The organism is Fibrella aquatilis, assembly GCF_017353255.1.
Lineage (GTDB): Bacteria > Bacteroidota > Bacteroidia > Cytophagales > Spirosomataceae > Fibrella > Fibrella aquatilis.
In genome coordinates this window covers 27,432-42,911 of record NZ_JAFMYU010000003.1, presented here as the reverse complement: position 1 = coordinate 42,911, position 15,480 = coordinate 27,432, and the positions used below count along the sequence as shown (strand labels likewise).

The following is a 15,480-nucleotide window of genomic DNA, read 5'->3' as shown; positions in this document are numbered from 1 at the left end:
AGGCTTTATCTCAACGACACATGAAAACTTCACTCCAGATTCTTTCGGCAATGACCTTGCCGCTGATGGTGGCAACTACGGTGGTAGCCCAGGACCGTACTAACGACAACCGGTACGACAACAGCCGGTACGATGACCGACGTAACAGCGACCAATCTGACCGCCGCGACGACCGGCCCATGCGCCGGAACGATGATGTTGATCAGCGTATTGACATGCGTCGCGATGATCGTCGGCGGGAAGATCAGCTGCCCCGTTACGACAACAATTATAACGACCGCAACGCATCGCGCCGGTATGACAATCAGGACCTGAGCAAAGCCTATGACGAAGGTTTCGACGACGGCCTGAAGTCGTTGCAAAAGCAGCAACGCCAAGAACACAGCAGTAACTATAAAAACTTCACGTTTGGCATCTACGCCGGTGGCAACTCAACCCGTTTCCAGGGCGAAACTATCGACACCGCCAACGTTTCGGGTCGGCTGGGCTACCAACTGGGCTTTTTCATCCGTGGCGGCGGTCGCCTATACGGGCAGATTGGGGCTGAATACCTCACCTCAAGCTCGCAATTCTACCGCCCCGGCGACGGAAAGGTAAACGGGGTAAAAGATGTGATCAGCAACGTAGATCAGCAGTACGTTCACATACCGGCTTATTTGGGCGTAAAGGTAGCACAGTCGGAGCGGGGCGTGTCGGCGGTTCGTTTCCAGGTGGGTGCTGAATTGTCGTTGCCCGTTGGTCCTAATACCACCATCAAAGGCATCACAGACAGTGGCTTCAGCAATGCCACGCTAAACGGTCTCGCCAACATCGGCTTCGACGCCGGCCCGATCTTTATCGACTTCGTATATCACTACGGTTTCCAGAACGCCTTGAAAGACACCCAGGCCAATACCCAACGCCGGGTGCTGGGTGTGAACGTGGGGGTGAAGTTCTAGTTTTGAGTTGGCTTCGCCGGAGTAGATTCGCGTATCGTGCCCCTCGACTGCGCTCGGGGTGACAACAAACTTGAATCAACTCGTTGAGATGACTCTAGTAGCCTGTCACCCCGAGCGCAGTCGAGGGGCCTGGAGCGCGTGGCCAACAGAAGACTGAAAACAATAAACTGAAAACTGAAACGGGTGGTTAATCTGGCAGACAGGCCAGATTAACCACCCGTTTTGCATGAATACACTCTTCCCGATTTTCGTTAAACTGGAGCAGCTTCAACTGCTCATTGTGGGTGGAGGCTATGTGGGTCTGGAGAAGCTCACGGCGGTGTTGGCCAATGCGCCTGCGGCCCCCGTCACACTGGTGGCCCCTGAGATTCGGGCCGAGATTCACGCGCTGGCAGCCGAGCATCCCACCGTCAAACTAGTGCAGGCGGTGTATGATCCGGCTTTACTGGCGGGCAACGACCTCGTTATCGTAGGAACGAACGATAAAGCTGTGAACCGGCAAATTCAGGCCGATTGCAAAGCCCGCAAGATCCTGGTCAACGTGGCAGACACCCCCGCCCTCTGCGATTTTTACCTTAGTTCGGTCGTAAAAAAAGGCGACCTCAAGATCGCCATTTCAACCAACGGTAAGTCGCCCACCTTCGCTAAGCGCTTCCGCGAAGTGCTCGAAGCCATGCTGCCTGACACTCTACAGGAAACACTGGATAACCTCACCACCATCCGCCAACAACTCACCGGCGATTTCCAGGCCAAAATGGACCGGCTAAATGAGATCACGAGCGTACTGAAGAGGTAGAGTCAAGAAGTGAGAGGCAAGATTGCTGACCGGTCCGCCGGTGCGGCAAGCGTACCTATGCCGCACCGGCGGACCGGTCAGCAATCTTGCCTCTCACTTCTTGACTCTCTCTTATTAGCTCTCTAGTTCACCCGCGTCTGCTTATACTGGTGGATGAACTGCTTGACGGCAGTCCAGCGACGGCGCGAGATGGCGAGGCGTTCGCCGGTAGTAAGCAGCACGAAGATGCCGCCATGTTCGCGCTCAACGGCTACCACATAATGGGCGTTAACCACGCAGTTGCGATGAAGACGGAAAAAGTGTTGCTTGGGTAGTTTAGGTTCGTAAAATTTCAGGGTACGTGGCATCAGCATACGCTTTCCATCTTGCCAGTAGAGCCAGGTGTAGTTGGTTTCTGATTGTAGAAAAACCAGATTCGCTACCGGAAAAGTCTGTTGGCCTACTTCGCGCTGGTAGAGGCGCAGGTTCTGTAATTCTTCGGCATTGACACGGGCGGATGAAGCATTAGTGGCAGTAGACATTGAGGTTTACAGTTTAAAGAGGTTCGTTCAGTAGATGGACCAAAGCTATGCGGATATGTCAACTTAAGATAGACACCCCAATCGCTTTATCGGCCAACCGAACTGGTTCGTATGCGAACGTCTTAAATTTGTATGTCAGTGATCTACCGGCCTAGTGGGCCAGCCAGCGTAGTACCTCGGCAGGGGCGTGGTCGAGCACCACGAAATAGATGAGTGCAGCCAGCACAGCATAACCAATGGCGAGCCACTTTTTCTTTTGCTCGTAAAGCGAAGCATTGTGGTAATAGTCGTAGACCATCGAGGCCGACAGCCCCGCCACCATCATAAAAAAGCACAGAATACCCAAGTCTGTGCGGTAGAAGCGCAATGCCGCCATAAACGGGGCACCCGCCACAATATATAGTAGCCAGCAGCCAAAGCCCGCCCGATAGAGGTACATGCTCAGCCGGGGATCGTTTTTAAGGTCGAATAAATCGCCGGAAACTTTTTCAGACATGGCTATTGTCTAGTTATCGAGTAGTGAAGATACACATTTTCGCCCAAATTGCCATGACAACCGCCCCGGTAACCCCCACCTACGACACCATGACCGTTGACCTGCACCGGGTCGATGAGGCGTTTCACTTTGCCGCCACCGGCGTGGCAGGCGTTACACTCGACATCGACGGGTCGGTGGCTATTGGTGGCCATAACGCGGGCGCACGGCCCATGGAAATGCTGCTGATGGGTCTGGCCAGTTGCAGCGCCATCGACGTGATCGTGATCCTGAACAAGCAAAAGCAGGTCATCCAGGACTTTAAGATGAAAGTAGACGGTCAGCGCGAACACGGGGCCAACCCGGCTCCGTTCAAGACCATCCACCTCACGTTTCAACTCACCGGCGACCTCAACGAAGCCAAAGTGCGCCGCGCCATCGACCTCTCGATGAACAAATACTGCTCAGCCACCGCCCAACTCCGCCCCACCGCCGAGATTACGTGGGAGTTGGAGATATTGGCCTAACTTTTGTAGCTTACTGGCTGAACCAAACCGACCGCTATTATGAAACAAACCCTACTGGGCTTGGCCCTACTTGCCACATTAGCCACTGCCGCACAGGCAGGTGACACCAGGAAGAGCAAGAAAGTGAAGGTGAAAGCCAAGACCGAAAACTGCGAAAAGCAGTGCGAAAAAGGCAGCGGCGGCACTGGCTGCTGCGCCAAGCGAGCACAGGTGTAACGACTACCTCTAAAAAGCCCCGCCACAACGGGGCTTTTTATTTTGCTAACTTTCCGGCCACTTCGCGGTTTCGTTTACGAGACGTATTTACTACTGTATGGCCAAGCGTAAGACAACGAACGTGGCAGATGCCACCACCCCCAGTACCGAATCTACACCCACTGCCGCCCCCGAAACGGCATATGAATCTACCCCCGGCACCGAATTTGGCGGTGCCTATTCGCGCTTCTCCGACCTCGATATCCATTTGTTCCGCGAGGGGAAGCACGGTAAACTTTACGACAAGTTTGGTTCGCACGTGGTTACGCACAATGGCGTACAGGGCACCTATTTCGCTGTGTGGGCACCCTCGGCCCGCTACGTGGCCGTCATTGGCGACTTCAACGGCTGGGACCGGGGCAGTGCGCCCATGAACGTCCGCTGGGACTCGTCGGGCATTTGGGAAACATTTATTCCGGCCATCGGCAACGGGCAGACCTACAAATATTTCATAGTGCACGAAGATGGCCGCGAAATGGAAAAAGGCGATCCCTACGCCCATTTTTGGGAAGTGCCGCCCCAAACCGCCACCAAAGTCTGGGACACCTACTACGAATGGAATGATGGGGAATGGATGGCCAACCGGGGACCGAAAAACGCCCTGAATGCTCCCCAGTCCATCTATGAGGTGCATATGTCGTCGTGGAAACGCGACCCGTCGGACCCCACACGTGAGTTGACCTACGGCGAAATTGCCGACGCACTCGTGCCGTATGTGCAGGAGATGGGCTTCACCCATGTGGAGTTTATGCCCGTCATGCATTACCCCTACCCGCCTTCGTGGGGCTACCAGGTTACGGGCTATTACGCCCCCAGCAGCCGGTTTGGTGCCCCGCAGGATTTCATGAAGCTGGTAGAACGACTGCACCAGGCAGGCGTGGGCGTCATTCTCGACTGGGTGCCCGCCCACTTCCCCGGCGACGCTAACGGCCTCTATGAGTTCGACGGTTCGCACCTCTACGAACACCCTGACCCGCGCAAAGGCTACCACCCCGACTGGAAATCGTATATTTTCAACTACGGGAGGCCCGAAGTGCGCTCGTTTTTGCTCAGCAACGCCCTGTTCTGGCTTGACCGGTGCCATGCCGACGGCCTGCGTGTAGATGCCGTGGCCTCGATGCTCTACCTCGACTATTCGCGGAACGCGGGCGAGTGGGAGCCGAATATGTTTGGCGGTCGCGAAAATTTGGACGCCATTTCGCTTTTCAAAGAAATCAACGAAGCCGTCTACCGCGACTTCCCCGATGCGCAAACCATCGCCGAAGAATCAACGGCGTTTCCGGGTGTGTCACGTCCGGTATTTACGGGTGGCTTAGGCTTTGGCCAGAAGTGGATGATGGGCTGGATGAACGACACGCTCCGCTATTTCGAGCGCGAACCCATCAACCGCAAATACCACCAGGACGAGCTGACATTTAGCACGGTATATGGTTTCTCGGAGAACTTCTGCCTGCCCCTCTCGCACGATGAGGTGGTGTATGGCAAACATTCGCTGGTGAGCAAAATGCCAGGTGACGAATGGCAGCGGTTTGCCAACCTGCGGCTGTTGTTTGGGTACATGTTTACCCACTTCGGCACGAAACTGCTGTTTATGGGCGGTGAATTTGGCCAGACGTCAGAATGGAATTTCGACCAAAGCCTGGACTGGCACCTGCTCGACCACGCCCCGCACAAGGGCATGGCGGCCTGCGTGAAAGCCCTTAACAACCTCTATCGCACCGAACCGGCCCTGTACCAGCGCAACTTTGAGGCGAGCGGCTTTGAATGGATCGACACCACCGACCGCGAAAACAGCGTACTCACCTACGCCCGCCGCGGCGACACGCCCGAAGAAACGGTAGTGGTGGTGCTGAACATGACGCCCGTGCCGCGCCCCAACTACCGCATCGGCGTGCCAGCAGCCGGTACGTACCACGAGATCTTCAACTCAGACGCCACCGAGTTCTACGGCAGTGGCGTGCTCAACGGCGAACCGCTAACTACCGAAGATACACCCCTGCACGGCAAGGAACAGTCAATAAGCCTGACCATCCCCCCGCTGGGCGTAACGGTGATGAAGCTGGAAAAATAAACAGTTAACGTAATAAAGAGCACAACGTGGCGACTGGATTTCTAGCCGCCACGTTGTGCTTAAAGTAATAGGGACAGTAGCAGGTTGTCTTCTTGGCAACTACATACTGCCAAGCCCTGCCCGGGCTTTGTTATCTATGCTGTTTTTGTATTCGTGGTGTTTGTAGCTGAGGGCTTTCTCAAAAGCTTGTCGGGCTTTGGTAGGTTGGCGAAGTTGTTGATATAGGTAGCCGAGTTGCAAAGAGGCGAGCGCCCCAAACGACAGTTGGTCAGCTTCGCTCAGGAACACCGCCCTTTCGAATGCCGTAACGGCGACAGATAAATTGTTCATTTTCTGATAGATACGCCCCAATCGGTACTGGTATTCGGCCCGTTCGGGCGTGGTGGCAAAGGCGGTTTCGGTATAGGGTTTCAGCCCGGTGACCGCCTGCTCCAGGTACCCACCGTCTGAGGCCATCCGTGCCTGCATGAGCACCCGCTGCCCCGCGCCGGGGAAGACTTTGCGGTAGGTTTCTGCTGCTTTCTGAGCGGCTTTGTCGGCCTCTACAGTAGTGCGACCCTGCGCCAGCACAAGCGAAATTTCGGGACGGGCACGGGCCACATCGCCACTTAGCCAGTAGCATAAGAAGCGCTTGTAATGGGTGTCTTTCACAAAGTTCTGCCCCCGGTAGCTGGCTAGAAATTGCCCGTAATGACCCAGCGCGACGGTATACTGCCCTTTTTGCAGAAAGATGTCGCCCAGGAGGTTATCAATAATGGGCAGGCTCACGTAGGCCGGGCCGGAGGGGCGGGTACTAAGCCACGCCAGCGCCTGCTCCGAGCGGGCGTTTTTCATTTCGGTGGTGGCGGCAAAAAAACGCACCAGCAAATTGTCTGGCGCTTCATCCACAAACTGCCGGAGTACCCCTTCGTTGGCATCAGAAAAGCGCAGCACGTAGGCCCGGATCAGCAGGTCGGCCAGGCGGGCTTCGGTCCTGAAGAGGGTGTCTTGTTGGGCGCGTTGCAGGTCGGCCAGGCCCTGTTGCACATTACCCCGCAGGCCCAGCAGCCGCGCCACCCAGGCGTATGAGTCGGGCACCGAACCGATCATGATGCGCAACGTCCCCAGCGATTTGTAGGTGGGCAAAAAGTTGGGAAAACGCTGCTGATTAGCCACCAGAAGCCTGTATGCCTTGATAACGGCCCAACTGGCAGCCAGGTCTTTCCCGAATTTAAGCTTTACAAACGCCCAGTGCAGCCGCACCTCGGCCAGTAGCAGCCGCTGGTAGGGCGACGATTCGTCGAGGTTATCGAGTTGATCGAGCCGGGTCGATTCGTTGGGGGCAAGTTGAGCCAGCAGCCGGTCATCGTCGGAAGCCAGCAGGGCCAGCATGTCGACGTAGTTGGCTACGTAGAGGTAGATGCCGTTGGCTTTGTTTGGCTCTGCCGCCAGGGCTTGCCGGGCGGGTTGCAGCTTGCCTTTGGTGAGGTCGACATAGGCGCGTTGCAGCCCCGGTGTCCAGACAAAATCCTGCGCCTGACCGGGCAAAGTCAGCAATAGACAGTAAAGCATACTGCCCACTACCGAAACCACACCGGCGGACCGGTTGGACTGCCATTGCCAACTACTTCTTCTCATAGGTCAATCCCAGCGTAAGTCGAGTGTCGTCGTTCACGCGGCCCGGTACCACCACGCTCTCGTAGGAGTTGGCAAACGTGGTGCGAAAGCTCAGGTAGGCGTTGACTTTATATTGCACACTGATACTGCCATTCCAGCGCACGTTGAGCGGCTGATCACCTTGTCGACTCAGGGCGGGTTGGTAGAAAGTCGTGTGCGAAACCGTCCATCGGTCATTGCCAAAGGTGTATTCGCCAAAGAGCCGGGCCGAATTGCGCCAGACGTTGATGTCGTTGAGCACGGCAAAATCGGTGTTTTCGTGGAGTAGCACGTCTGTCAGCGAAATGTAGGCTCGTTTGCGTTCCAGCAGTTTATAGCCCAGCCCGGCGGCCACGGTGTAGCGGTTGAGAATTTGCCGAAGATTGCTTTTTTCAAACGCCCCAAACGCCAGATAGTACAGCCGCTTTTCGTGGAAAAGCGTGACGCGGGCATCGCCAAAATATTCGCGCTCATTGAGCAACCCATTTTGCCGCCCATACACAAACGATGGGTTGCTCGACAGCTTCACCACCTTGCTCACGTCGACGTCGAAGGCGCTCACGAGTTGCAGCAACGAGCGATTCACGTTGCCGCCTGTGAACGTGCCATCGGCGGTGAACCGGAACCGGTAATCGATCTGGGTGGTGTCGTCATCGTTCAGTTCTTTCTCGTCGTCCTGCCCCAGGGCGGTGGCGGTAGTGTCGGTAGCGGCCTGGGTACTGTCGGGCGTAGATGGGCGCAGGGGGTCGGGCTGCTCGGTATTTTGGGCGAAAGCGGGCAACAAGACCAGTAGCAAGGCGATGGTTAGCAGAAATTTCATGCCCAAACATCGGCATTAGCGCTGTAGTTTGCAGTTAAAAATAATGAATCTGTTATGTCTGCTAAAACCCGCTGGGCCATCCTGGGCCTAGGAAAAATCGCCCATAAATTCGCGCAGGATCTCATGACCCTGCCTCATGCCGACCTCGTAGCCGTGGCTTCTACCGATCAGGCTCGCGCCGACGAGTTTGCCGCCCACTACACCCGCCCCGACGGCACCCACCCCCGCGCCCTGGCCCGCTATGAAGACCTGCTGCCTCTGGCCGACGAAATCGACGTGGTCTACATTGCCACGCGCCACGTGTACCACCGCGCCAACACCCTGCTTTGCCTCAACGGCGGACTGTCGGTGCTCTGCGAAAAGCCCTTCGGCATGGACATTGGCGAGGTAAACCAGATGCTCGACGTGGCCGAAGCGCGGCAGACGTTTTTGATGGAAGCCCTCTGGAGCCGCTTCATGCCCACCATTCAGCAGGCCAAAACCTGGCTCGACGAAGGGGCCATTGGCAAGGTGCTCACCGTGAAAGCCGACTTCGGTTTCAAAGCGCAGTATGACCCCAACACCCGCCTGTTCGACAAAGCGCTGGGTGGCGGCTCCCTGCTCGACATTGGCATTTACCCCCTGTTTATCAGCTATTTGATGCTGGGCATGCCCGCCACCGTGCAGGCCTCGGCCACGCTCGCGCCTACCGGTGCCGACGAGCAGTGCGGCATGGTGCTGACCTATAAAAATGGAGCGATGGCAATACTAAACAGCACCTTTATGGCCAACACCGAAAACCTGGCCATCATCTATGGTACCGAAGGCACGATCCGCATCCACAGCCGTTTCCACGAAAGCACGGCCGTCACCCTCGAAAAACCTGACGCTGACCCCGTCACCCTCACCTTCGACCGCACCACCCACGGCTACGACTACGAAGCGCAGCACGTGATGGACTGCCTGGAGCAGGGCCTCACCGAAAGCCCCCTATGGCGCCACGCCGACAGCCGCAACCTGATGACCCTCCTCGACGAAGTCCGCCGCGCCGCGGGAATAGAGTATTGAGTGCTGAGTGATGAGTGATGAGTTTGCTTCCGCCAGAGTACTACGCTTGCGGCAGCAAACTCATCGTTTACCACTCAGCACTCACCACTCCCTTTCTTACCTTTGCCCCCATGACTGACCGCTATGCCCAACGGGGCGTTTCTGCTGACAAAGAAGACGTGCACAACGCCATTGCCCGCCTCGACAAAGGGCTTTTTCCCAAAGCGTTTTGCAAAATCGTGCCCGACATTCTGGCCGCTGACCCCGATTTCTGCACCATCATGCACGCCGACGGGGCCGGTACCAAATCGTCGCTGGCGTATCTGTACTGGCGCGAAACCGGCGATCTGAGTGTCTGGAAGGGCATTGCGCAAGACGCCGTTGTCATGAACACCGACGACCTGCTCTGCGTGGGTGCCACCGGCCCCATGCTGCTTTCCAGCACCATTGGGCGGAACAAAAACCTGATCCCCGGCGAGGTCGTTGCCGAAATCATCAACGGCACCGAAGAAGTTTTGCAGATGCTCCGCGACCACGGCATCGACATCTACAGCACCGGTGGCGAAACCGCCGACGTGGGCGATCTGGTCCGCACCATCATTGTGGATAGCACCGTGATTGCCCGGATGCGCCGCGCCGACGTGATCAGCAACGATGGCATCCGCCCCGGCGACGTCATTGTGGGACTGGCGTCTTTTGGGCAGGCCACCTACGAAACCGAGTACAACGGCGGCATGGGCAGCAACGGCCTCACCTCCGCCCGCCACGACGTACTGGCCCACAACCTCGCCGCCAAATATCCCGAAAGCTTCGACCCCGCCATTGACAAATCTCTGATTTACAGCGGCAGTAAAAACTTGACCGAACTCATTGAGGTTCAGCATCCAGCGTCTAACGTTCAAGGTCCAATGTCTGTTGGCAAGCTCATTCTCTCACCCACACGGACGTATGCCCCGGTGATAAAAACGCTGCTGGATCAACTGCGCGGCGACATCTACGGCATGGTGCATTGTTCGGGTGGGGCGCAGACCAAGGTGCTGCACTTTGTAGAGAACCTGCACATCATCAAAGACAACCTGTTTCCGGTGCCGCCCCTGTTTGCGCTCATTCAGGAGGAGAGCCACACGCCCTGGCAGGAAATGTATAAAGTCTTCAACATGGGCCACCGAATGGAAATCTACCTGCACCCCCGCCACGCCCAAACCGTCATCAATGTGTCGCGCTCATTTGGGATCGACGCGCAGGTGGTTGGCCATGTAGAAGCGCACAAGGGTAAGCAGGTAACGATCAAGAGCGACTTTGGTATTTTTACTTACTAGCCATTTTGTATAGTTACTGAAATACAATAGTTTGCAGGTATTTATACCGATAAATACTTGTACATGAAATTGGTCTCGCTTTTGGTCATTCTCAGCATGTTTACGTCTGTTGCCGAAGCACAGCCAACAACGTATTTCAAACAGGATTTCTCAGCAGGCAGCAACGTTATTGATTATGTTGATGCAGCTACGCCAAGCGATAGCAAGTTCACGAGCATCGGTGTAAGTACACCCGGCATTTCTGCTTCGGTTGTCAGTACTATCTCTATAACTAGTGGCGGAACTCTCGTTACGGGTACGCTAGAGACATTTCGACCAACCGATCTAGGGGGAGCGACTTTCGCGCCTGGAACTATGCATGCTACCTATAGCGCAGATTTTAGCCCTGAACCAAAAAGTTTTTATATACAGTTCTCGCTAGATGGGTCATTCTCTTCAGAAGCTAATACCAGTGAAGGTGCACTTGGCTTTTATGTAGGTAAAGGACCTAAATATGCCGGCAATGGATCAGACCCAGATAATGATCAAACCTTTGCGCGGTTAAATGTCAATGTACGAAACGAACCGAGTGTATCCAGACTGCGATGGGCACTGCGATGGGTTAATGCTAGTGGTTCAGGAAATTCATCCTACTATGTTGGTAAGCACGATATTACATGGATTCTAAATCGAGCTGGTGGCACATTACATTACTTAAAACCCCCTAGTGGACCAATTTCAGAGACATTGGCCAATGGAAAATGGGATGTTTGGGTAGACGGTACACGAGTTTTTGATGAAATTGATGCCTTAACGCCTACCATACCGCTACTAAACTTTAAGTATCTCCATTATAATGGTACTGGGCGTTTTCGTCTCGACGACTTCTGGTTTCGGGATGTGAGCGGGCAATTACCCGTGACACTCACCAGCTTTCGGGCGGTGGTCAATGGGGGGCGGGTAGACCTGAGTTGGCAACTGCCTACATCTGGTGCTGAAGGCAGTTTTGTAGTAGAACGAAGTCGAGATGCGCGGGAATGGGCACAAATTGGCTTCCAGACGCCTTTCCCAGACCAGCGCTACTTCGGCCATACCGATGCCAAGCCCCTGCCGGGACAGAGTTATTACCGTATCAGGCACATACAGGCAGACGGCCTTTCTACGCTGAGCCACCCGGTAGCTGTAACTGTCGATGACCAACTGCCGGGGCTAACCATCCTGACCAATCCCAGTTCCGGCGACCGTCTCACGCTCCTACCCCAGCAGCTACCCGGTGCCGACTACCAACTCGCCACCCTTACCGGTCAGCATCTCCCCTGCCAGACAAGCGAAACGCCCGACGGACAGATGACGCTACTACCGCAGCATCGCCTTCCACCGGGCGTTTATTTGCTCACCGCCACCACCGGAACCGTCCGGCTAACGCGGCGCGTACTAGTTCAGTAGGCTAGCGCTTAGGCAGTTCAACGTACATGTTATTAGCGTTCGGTCTGAATGCATCTGATGAACCAACGGTCAAGTCAGGCCCAGCCGCAATGCGTCCGCCCGTTAATCCTTTCATATGATTAATAGCCGTTGCCAGGAAGGGGTCACGGAGGTCACCAATGGGCACTAACGCTCCGTAAGGTTCGCTTACTGCCACCGTTGGAACAAAACCGGTTGAGTAATCAGACTCATTGTTTTTGTTGAATATTTTAAGAACAATAGGCTGCATACCCCATTTGTTATCCTTGTTTTTCTTGTCGGTGATCGTCTGCGAACCTACGTTCTTGCCATACGATGTCGAACCGATCGTATTGACCGTCATGAAGGGTCGTAAGCCGTTTATGACCAGTTCGCTGGCAGATGCCGTACGACGGGTGGTCATCACATACACGCGCGAGAGTTGACTGCCGATGTTATTCGCTGGGTTATCGAAATAGTAATAGAAAGCATCATCACCATACTGTTGCCTATAGGCAGCCGTAAGCAGACTGTTGTATTCCGACCGCCCAAATGGCACTTTAGTCTGGCCATTCACACCCTTCACAATCAGGCTTGCCAGTTTGGTTGCCGAGGTCACGGCTCCCCCACCGTTGTAGCGTAGATCAAGAATTAACTCATTGACTCCCTGTGCTTTAAACTTACCAAAAATGGCATCGAGACGGTTGTCATAGGCTGTCGTTCCTGAACCGTTAGGGCCGGGAACAAACTGATTGTACATCAGGTAAGCAATCTTACGGGACCCGTCGGTGTAGACCGAATCTTTAAAAATTGGGTCTTCCTGAAACACAACCGGCGTTACCGATTTGGTAACAGCAGTCTTTACTATAGCCCCGTTCTGAACGCTGGCAAAGCCATACGTCTGCGTGACCGACTCATCAGCAAAAGCTTTATTTAATGTAGCCTGATCTGTAGTCAGTGTGATACCATTGACCGAAAAGAACATGTCATTACGCTTGATACCTGCTTTGTCGGCTGGTGACCCGGGCAATACATACGTCACAACCCCAACCACATCGGTTGACCCTTCGGCGGTGCGGACAAGGGTAAAATCAAGGCCCGTCGTCTTCGACTCACCGCTCAATAGTGCCTGTAACTCGGTTGCACTTTCCTGAATCCAGGAGAAGCGGTCACGCTGAGTATTGGCTGTATTACCGTAGTCGTAAAGCAGCGAATAGAAGAAATCAGCGGGTTTCAGAGTCTTGTCAGGGTTCGCCGGAATTTTATCTGTCCAATAATAATAATCCTTCATATTGGTCAGGATCCAATTATTCACATAACTGTCGGTGGCCGTTGTGCTACTACTAGTGGGGGTAGTAACTGGATTGACTACGTCGGTATTTTTCTTGCACGAGGTCAGCAGGCCCGAACCGGCTAGAGCCAGCAGCAATGAAAGCTGAAGTAAAATAGGTTTTCTGATCATTGAGGTTTGTTGTTTAAAGCACTATACCTATAACGCAAAAAACCCGTTTAACGTGGAGCCAAACGGGGTAAAATTGCATTAAAATAAGTGGTAAGTGGTGAGTTTGCTTCCGCCAGCGTAACTGTTCTGGCGGAAGCAAACTCACCACTTACCACCCAGCACTTACCACTTATTTTCCTCGCTTCGTGAATTGATAAACGATGCCCAGGTACGAATAGAAGACACCCGACTTGAAATTGGCAGCGGCGGAGGGCGACAGTTCAAACGCCACCCGGAGGTTGGGCATGGTCATTACAGGGGCCACCCGCACGCCCACGTGCAGCGAATAGCCATCCAGCACCTTATCGCCCACCAACGCATTGAGTGCCGTGAGCCTGACTCCCCCACCTACGTAATAGGTAGTCTGCTCGGTACGGCTCACGTTGACCATCGGGCAAAAAGTAGTGCTCAACCCATCGAAAAGCGAGTTGGTCTGCAACCGGGCATCCAGCCAAACGGGATTATTCGGGTTGGTACTGACCGTAAACAGGTTGTTGAACGGGTAATATGCCACCGACGCCTGACCAAACGCCACGGCGGGGAAAAGGAATAGAAGGAGAAGTAGTTTCATGTGAGTGGGAGTAGTTAAAGAATGTACAATGAATAATCGGTCCGCCGATGCGGTACAATGAACAATGGCTTCGCCGGTCCGCCAGTGCGGCTCTGGGTAATACGCGAAGCCATTGTTCATTGTACCGCATCGGCGGACCGATTATTCATTGTACATTCTCTTCACCGCATCATCTTCGGCATTTTGCCGGATGCCTGCATGTTGTTCATTTTTTTCATCATCTTCCGCATCTCGTCAAACTGCTTCAACAGGTTTGTAACCTGCTGAACGTCAGTGCCTGAACCAGCGGCAATACGCTTTTTGCGGCTTGTGTCAATGATGTCGGGGCGTTCGCGCTCTTTGGGCGTCATCGAGCTGATGATGGCTTCGATGGGGGCAAATGACTGGTTATCGAGGTCGAGGTCTTTCACCATCTTGCCCATACCGGGAATCATGCCGAGCAGGTCTTTGATATTGCCCATCTTCTTGATCTGCTGCAACTGACTCAGGAAGTCGTTGAAGTCGAACTGGTTCTTCCGCATCTTGGCGTTGATACGGCGAGCTTCGTCGTCGTCAAAGGCCTGCTGCGCCCGCTCCACCAGCGAGATCACGTCGCCCATGCCCAGAATCCGGCTGGCCATCCGGTCGGGATAGAAGATGTCGAGGGCATCCATCTTCTCGCCAGTGCTCATAAACTTGATCGGCTTGTTCACCACCGCCCGGATCGACAGGGCCGCGCCACCCCGCGAGTCACCGTCGAGTTTGGTGAGCACCACGCCGTCGAAGTCGAGGCGATCATTAAAGGTCTTGGCGGTGTTTACGGCGTCCTGCCCGGTCATGGAATCGACCACAAATAGCGTTTCCGATGGGTTGAGGGCTTTTTTCACGTCCTCGATCTCCTGCATCATCACCTCATCTACGGCCAGACGACCAGCTGTATCCACGATCACGACCTTCTTGTTGGTGCGTTTGGCGTGGGCCAGGGCGTTGGTCACGATAGAAACGGCGTTCTTGTTGTCCGGCTCCGCAAACACCTCTACGCCTACCTGCTCACCCAACACCTTGAGTTGGTCAATGGCGGCGGGGCGGTAAATATCAGCAGCCACCAGCAGTACGTTCTTGCCCTGCTTTTTGATGTAGGCGGCCAGCTTACCCGAAAACGTGGTCTTACCCGACCCCTGCAACCCGGCAATGAGGATAATGGCGGGGTCGCCTTTGAGGTTGATCGGTTTGGCCTCGCTGCCCATCAGATCGGTCAGTTCCTCCTGTACGATCTTGACAAACAGTTGCCCCGGCTCAACGGCAATAAGCACTTTGCGGTCGAGTGCTTTCTGCTTCACACGGTCGGTCACGTCTTTGGCGACCTTGTAGTTTACGTCGGCGTCGGTAAGGGCGCGGCGCACCTCTTTGATTGTCGCGGCAACGTTAATTTCGGTAATGCGCCCCTGCCCTTTCAGGGTCTTAAACGCCTTATCAAGCTTATTCTGTAGGTTCTCGAACATAATACGACAAAGATACTACTTCGGGCGTAGCAGCCTGCATGGCCCGTTTTGCCCAATTTGATGTACCGACAGTATTGACTTATGTCGTGAATAAATTGGCATTAAATTTCACGAATGACACA

15 protein-coding genes are annotated in these 15,480 nt (G+C 54.6%); 8 read left to right on the top strand and 7 right to left on the bottom strand.

All coding sequences use genetic code 11. The features are described from left to right. The first annotated feature begins 20 nt into the window (after positions 1-20). Together J2I48_RS04425 and J2I48_RS04420 are read left to right on the top strand one after the other, a co-directional pair. Entirely contained in the window at positions 21-938 is a 918-nt protein-coding gene (locus J2I48_RS04425) for a hypothetical protein (protein ID WP_207334194.1), read from the top strand. Between the two features lie 226 nt (positions 939-1,164). Next, complete coding sequence (locus tag J2I48_RS04420) at positions 1,165-1,734, top strand: precorrin-2 dehydrogenase/sirohydrochlorin ferrochelatase family protein (RefSeq protein ID WP_207334193.1); 570 nt, start codon at positions 1,165-1,167, stop codon at positions 1,732-1,734. 122 nt (positions 1,735-1,856) lie between these two features. On the opposite strand, the gene J2I48_RS04415 is transcribed toward J2I48_RS04420, so the two are convergent. Both J2I48_RS04415 and J2I48_RS04410 read right to left on the bottom strand, forming a co-directional pair. Beyond that, positions 1,857-2,255: a LytR/AlgR family response regulator transcription factor gene (locus J2I48_RS04415; RefSeq protein ID WP_207334192.1), complete on the bottom strand. Its 399-nt coding sequence runs from the start codon at positions 2,253-2,255 to the stop codon at positions 1,857-1,859. 151 nt (positions 2,256-2,406) lie between these two features. Then, on the bottom strand, positions 2,407-2,751 hold the full coding sequence (locus J2I48_RS04410; RefSeq protein ID WP_207334191.1) for a hypothetical protein: 345 nt from the start codon (positions 2,749-2,751) through the stop codon (positions 2,407-2,409). 53 nt (positions 2,752-2,804) lie between these two features. Between J2I48_RS04410 and J2I48_RS04405 the strand changes: the two genes are divergently transcribed. The 3 genes from J2I48_RS04405 (at position 2,805) to glgB (ending at position 5,583) form a co-directional block, all read left to right on the top strand. Then, entirely contained in the window at positions 2,805-3,257 is a 453-nt protein-coding gene (locus tag J2I48_RS04405; protein WP_229375806.1) for an OsmC family protein, read from the top strand. Positions 3,258-3,296: 39 nt separating this feature from the next. Next, entirely contained in the window at positions 3,297-3,473 is a 177-nt protein-coding gene (locus J2I48_RS04400) for a hypothetical protein (protein WP_207334190.1), read from the top strand. 97 nt (positions 3,474-3,570) lie between these two features. After that, positions 3,571-5,583 carry a 1,4-alpha-glucan branching protein GlgB gene (gene glgB, locus J2I48_RS04395; protein WP_207334189.1) on the top strand — a complete coding sequence of 671 codons (2,013 nt, stop codon included), beginning with the start codon at positions 3,571-3,573 and terminating at the stop codon, positions 5,581-5,583. A 99-nt stretch (positions 5,584-5,682) separates the two neighbouring features. On the opposite strand, the gene J2I48_RS04390 is transcribed toward glgB, so the two are convergent. Next, complete coding sequence (locus J2I48_RS04390; protein ID WP_229375803.1) at positions 5,683-7,200, bottom strand: tetratricopeptide repeat protein; 1,518 nt, start codon at positions 7,198-7,200, stop codon at positions 5,683-5,685. Further along, entirely contained in the window at positions 7,187-8,038 is an 852-nt protein-coding gene (locus tag J2I48_RS04385; protein ID WP_207334188.1) for a DUF481 domain-containing protein, read from the bottom strand. Before J2I48_RS04385 ends, J2I48_RS04390 begins: the two co-directional genes overlap by 14 nt. A gap of 54 nt (positions 8,039-8,092) precedes the next feature. On the opposite strand from J2I48_RS04385, the gene J2I48_RS04380 reads away from it, so the two are divergent. From J2I48_RS04380 to J2I48_RS04370, 3 genes are all read left to right on the top strand, one after another. Then, positions 8,093-9,085, top strand: a complete 993-nt coding sequence (locus J2I48_RS04380) for a Gfo/Idh/MocA family protein (protein ID WP_207334187.1) — start codon at positions 8,093-8,095, stop codon at positions 9,083-9,085. A 110-nt stretch (positions 9,086-9,195) separates the two neighbouring features. After that, a complete protein-coding gene (locus J2I48_RS04375) occupies positions 9,196-10,383 on the top strand; it encodes an AIR synthase related protein (protein WP_207334186.1) in 1,188 nt (395 codons plus the stop codon). Between the two features lie 897 nt (positions 10,384-11,280). Continuing rightward, on the top strand, positions 11,281-11,808 hold the full coding sequence (locus tag J2I48_RS04370; RefSeq protein ID WP_207334185.1) for a T9SS type A sorting domain-containing protein: 528 nt from the start codon (positions 11,281-11,283) through the stop codon (positions 11,806-11,808). A 1-nt stretch (position 11,809) separates the two neighbouring features. On the opposite strand, the gene J2I48_RS04365 is transcribed toward J2I48_RS04370, so the two are convergent. From J2I48_RS04365 to ffh, 3 genes are all read right to left on the bottom strand, one after another. Further along, positions 11,810-13,267: a S41 family peptidase gene (locus J2I48_RS04365; RefSeq protein ID WP_207334184.1), complete on the bottom strand. Its 1,458-nt coding sequence runs from the start codon at positions 13,265-13,267 to the stop codon at positions 11,810-11,812. Positions 13,268-13,436: 169 nt separating this feature from the next. Then, positions 13,437-13,877: a hypothetical protein gene (locus J2I48_RS04360; RefSeq protein WP_207334183.1), complete on the bottom strand. Its 441-nt coding sequence runs from the start codon at positions 13,875-13,877 to the stop codon at positions 13,437-13,439. Positions 13,878-14,038: 161 nt separating this feature from the next. Continuing rightward, positions 14,039-15,358 carry a signal recognition particle protein gene (gene ffh, locus J2I48_RS04355; RefSeq protein WP_207334182.1) on the bottom strand — a complete coding sequence of 440 codons (1,320 nt, stop codon included), beginning with the start codon at positions 15,356-15,358 and terminating at the stop codon, positions 14,039-14,041. Positions 15,359-15,480 lie beyond the last annotated feature (122 nt).

Excerpts from the sequence above, each read along its gene's own strand:
- J2I48_RS04425 (WP_207334194.1), top strand. The coding sequence starts at position 21 with ATGAAAACTTCACTCCAGATTCTTTCGGCAATGACCTTGCCGCTGATG.
- J2I48_RS04420 (WP_207334193.1), top strand. The coding sequence starts at position 1,165 with ATGAATACACTCTTCCCGATTTTCGTTAAACTGGAGCAGCTTCAACTG.
- J2I48_RS04415 (WP_207334192.1), bottom strand. The coding sequence starts at position 2,255 with ATGTCTACTGCCACTAATGCTTCATCCGCCCGTGTCAATGCCGAAGAA.
- J2I48_RS04410 (WP_207334191.1), bottom strand. The coding sequence starts at position 2,751 with ATGTCTGAAAAAGTTTCCGGCGATTTATTCGACCTTAAAAACGATCCC.
- J2I48_RS04405 (WP_229375806.1), top strand. The coding sequence starts at position 2,805 with ATGACAACCGCCCCGGTAACCCCCACCTACGACACCATGACCGTTGAC.
- J2I48_RS04400 (WP_207334190.1), top strand. The coding sequence starts at position 3,297 with ATGAAACAAACCCTACTGGGCTTGGCCCTACTTGCCACATTAGCCACT.
- glgB (WP_207334189.1), top strand. The coding sequence starts at position 3,571 with ATGGCCAAGCGTAAGACAACGAACGTGGCAGATGCCACCACCCCCAGT.
- J2I48_RS04390 (WP_229375803.1), bottom strand. The coding sequence starts at position 7,200 with ATGAGAAGAAGTAGTTGGCAATGGCAGTCCAACCGGTCCGCCGGTGTG.
- J2I48_RS04385 (WP_207334188.1), bottom strand. The coding sequence starts at position 8,038 with ATGAAATTTCTGCTAACCATCGCCTTGCTACTGGTCTTGTTGCCCGCT.
- J2I48_RS04380 (WP_207334187.1), top strand. The coding sequence starts at position 8,093 with ATGTCTGCTAAAACCCGCTGGGCCATCCTGGGCCTAGGAAAAATCGCC.
- J2I48_RS04375 (WP_207334186.1), top strand. The coding sequence starts at position 9,196 with ATGACTGACCGCTATGCCCAACGGGGCGTTTCTGCTGACAAAGAAGAC.
- J2I48_RS04365 (WP_207334184.1), bottom strand. The coding sequence starts at position 13,267 with ATGATCAGAAAACCTATTTTACTTCAGCTTTCATTGCTGCTGGCTCTA.
- J2I48_RS04360 (WP_207334183.1), bottom strand. The coding sequence starts at position 13,877 with ATGAAACTACTTCTCCTTCTATTCCTTTTCCCCGCCGTGGCGTTTGGT.
- ffh (WP_207334182.1), bottom strand. The coding sequence starts at position 15,358 with ATGTTCGAGAACCTACAGAATAAGCTTGATAAGGCGTTTAAGACCCTG.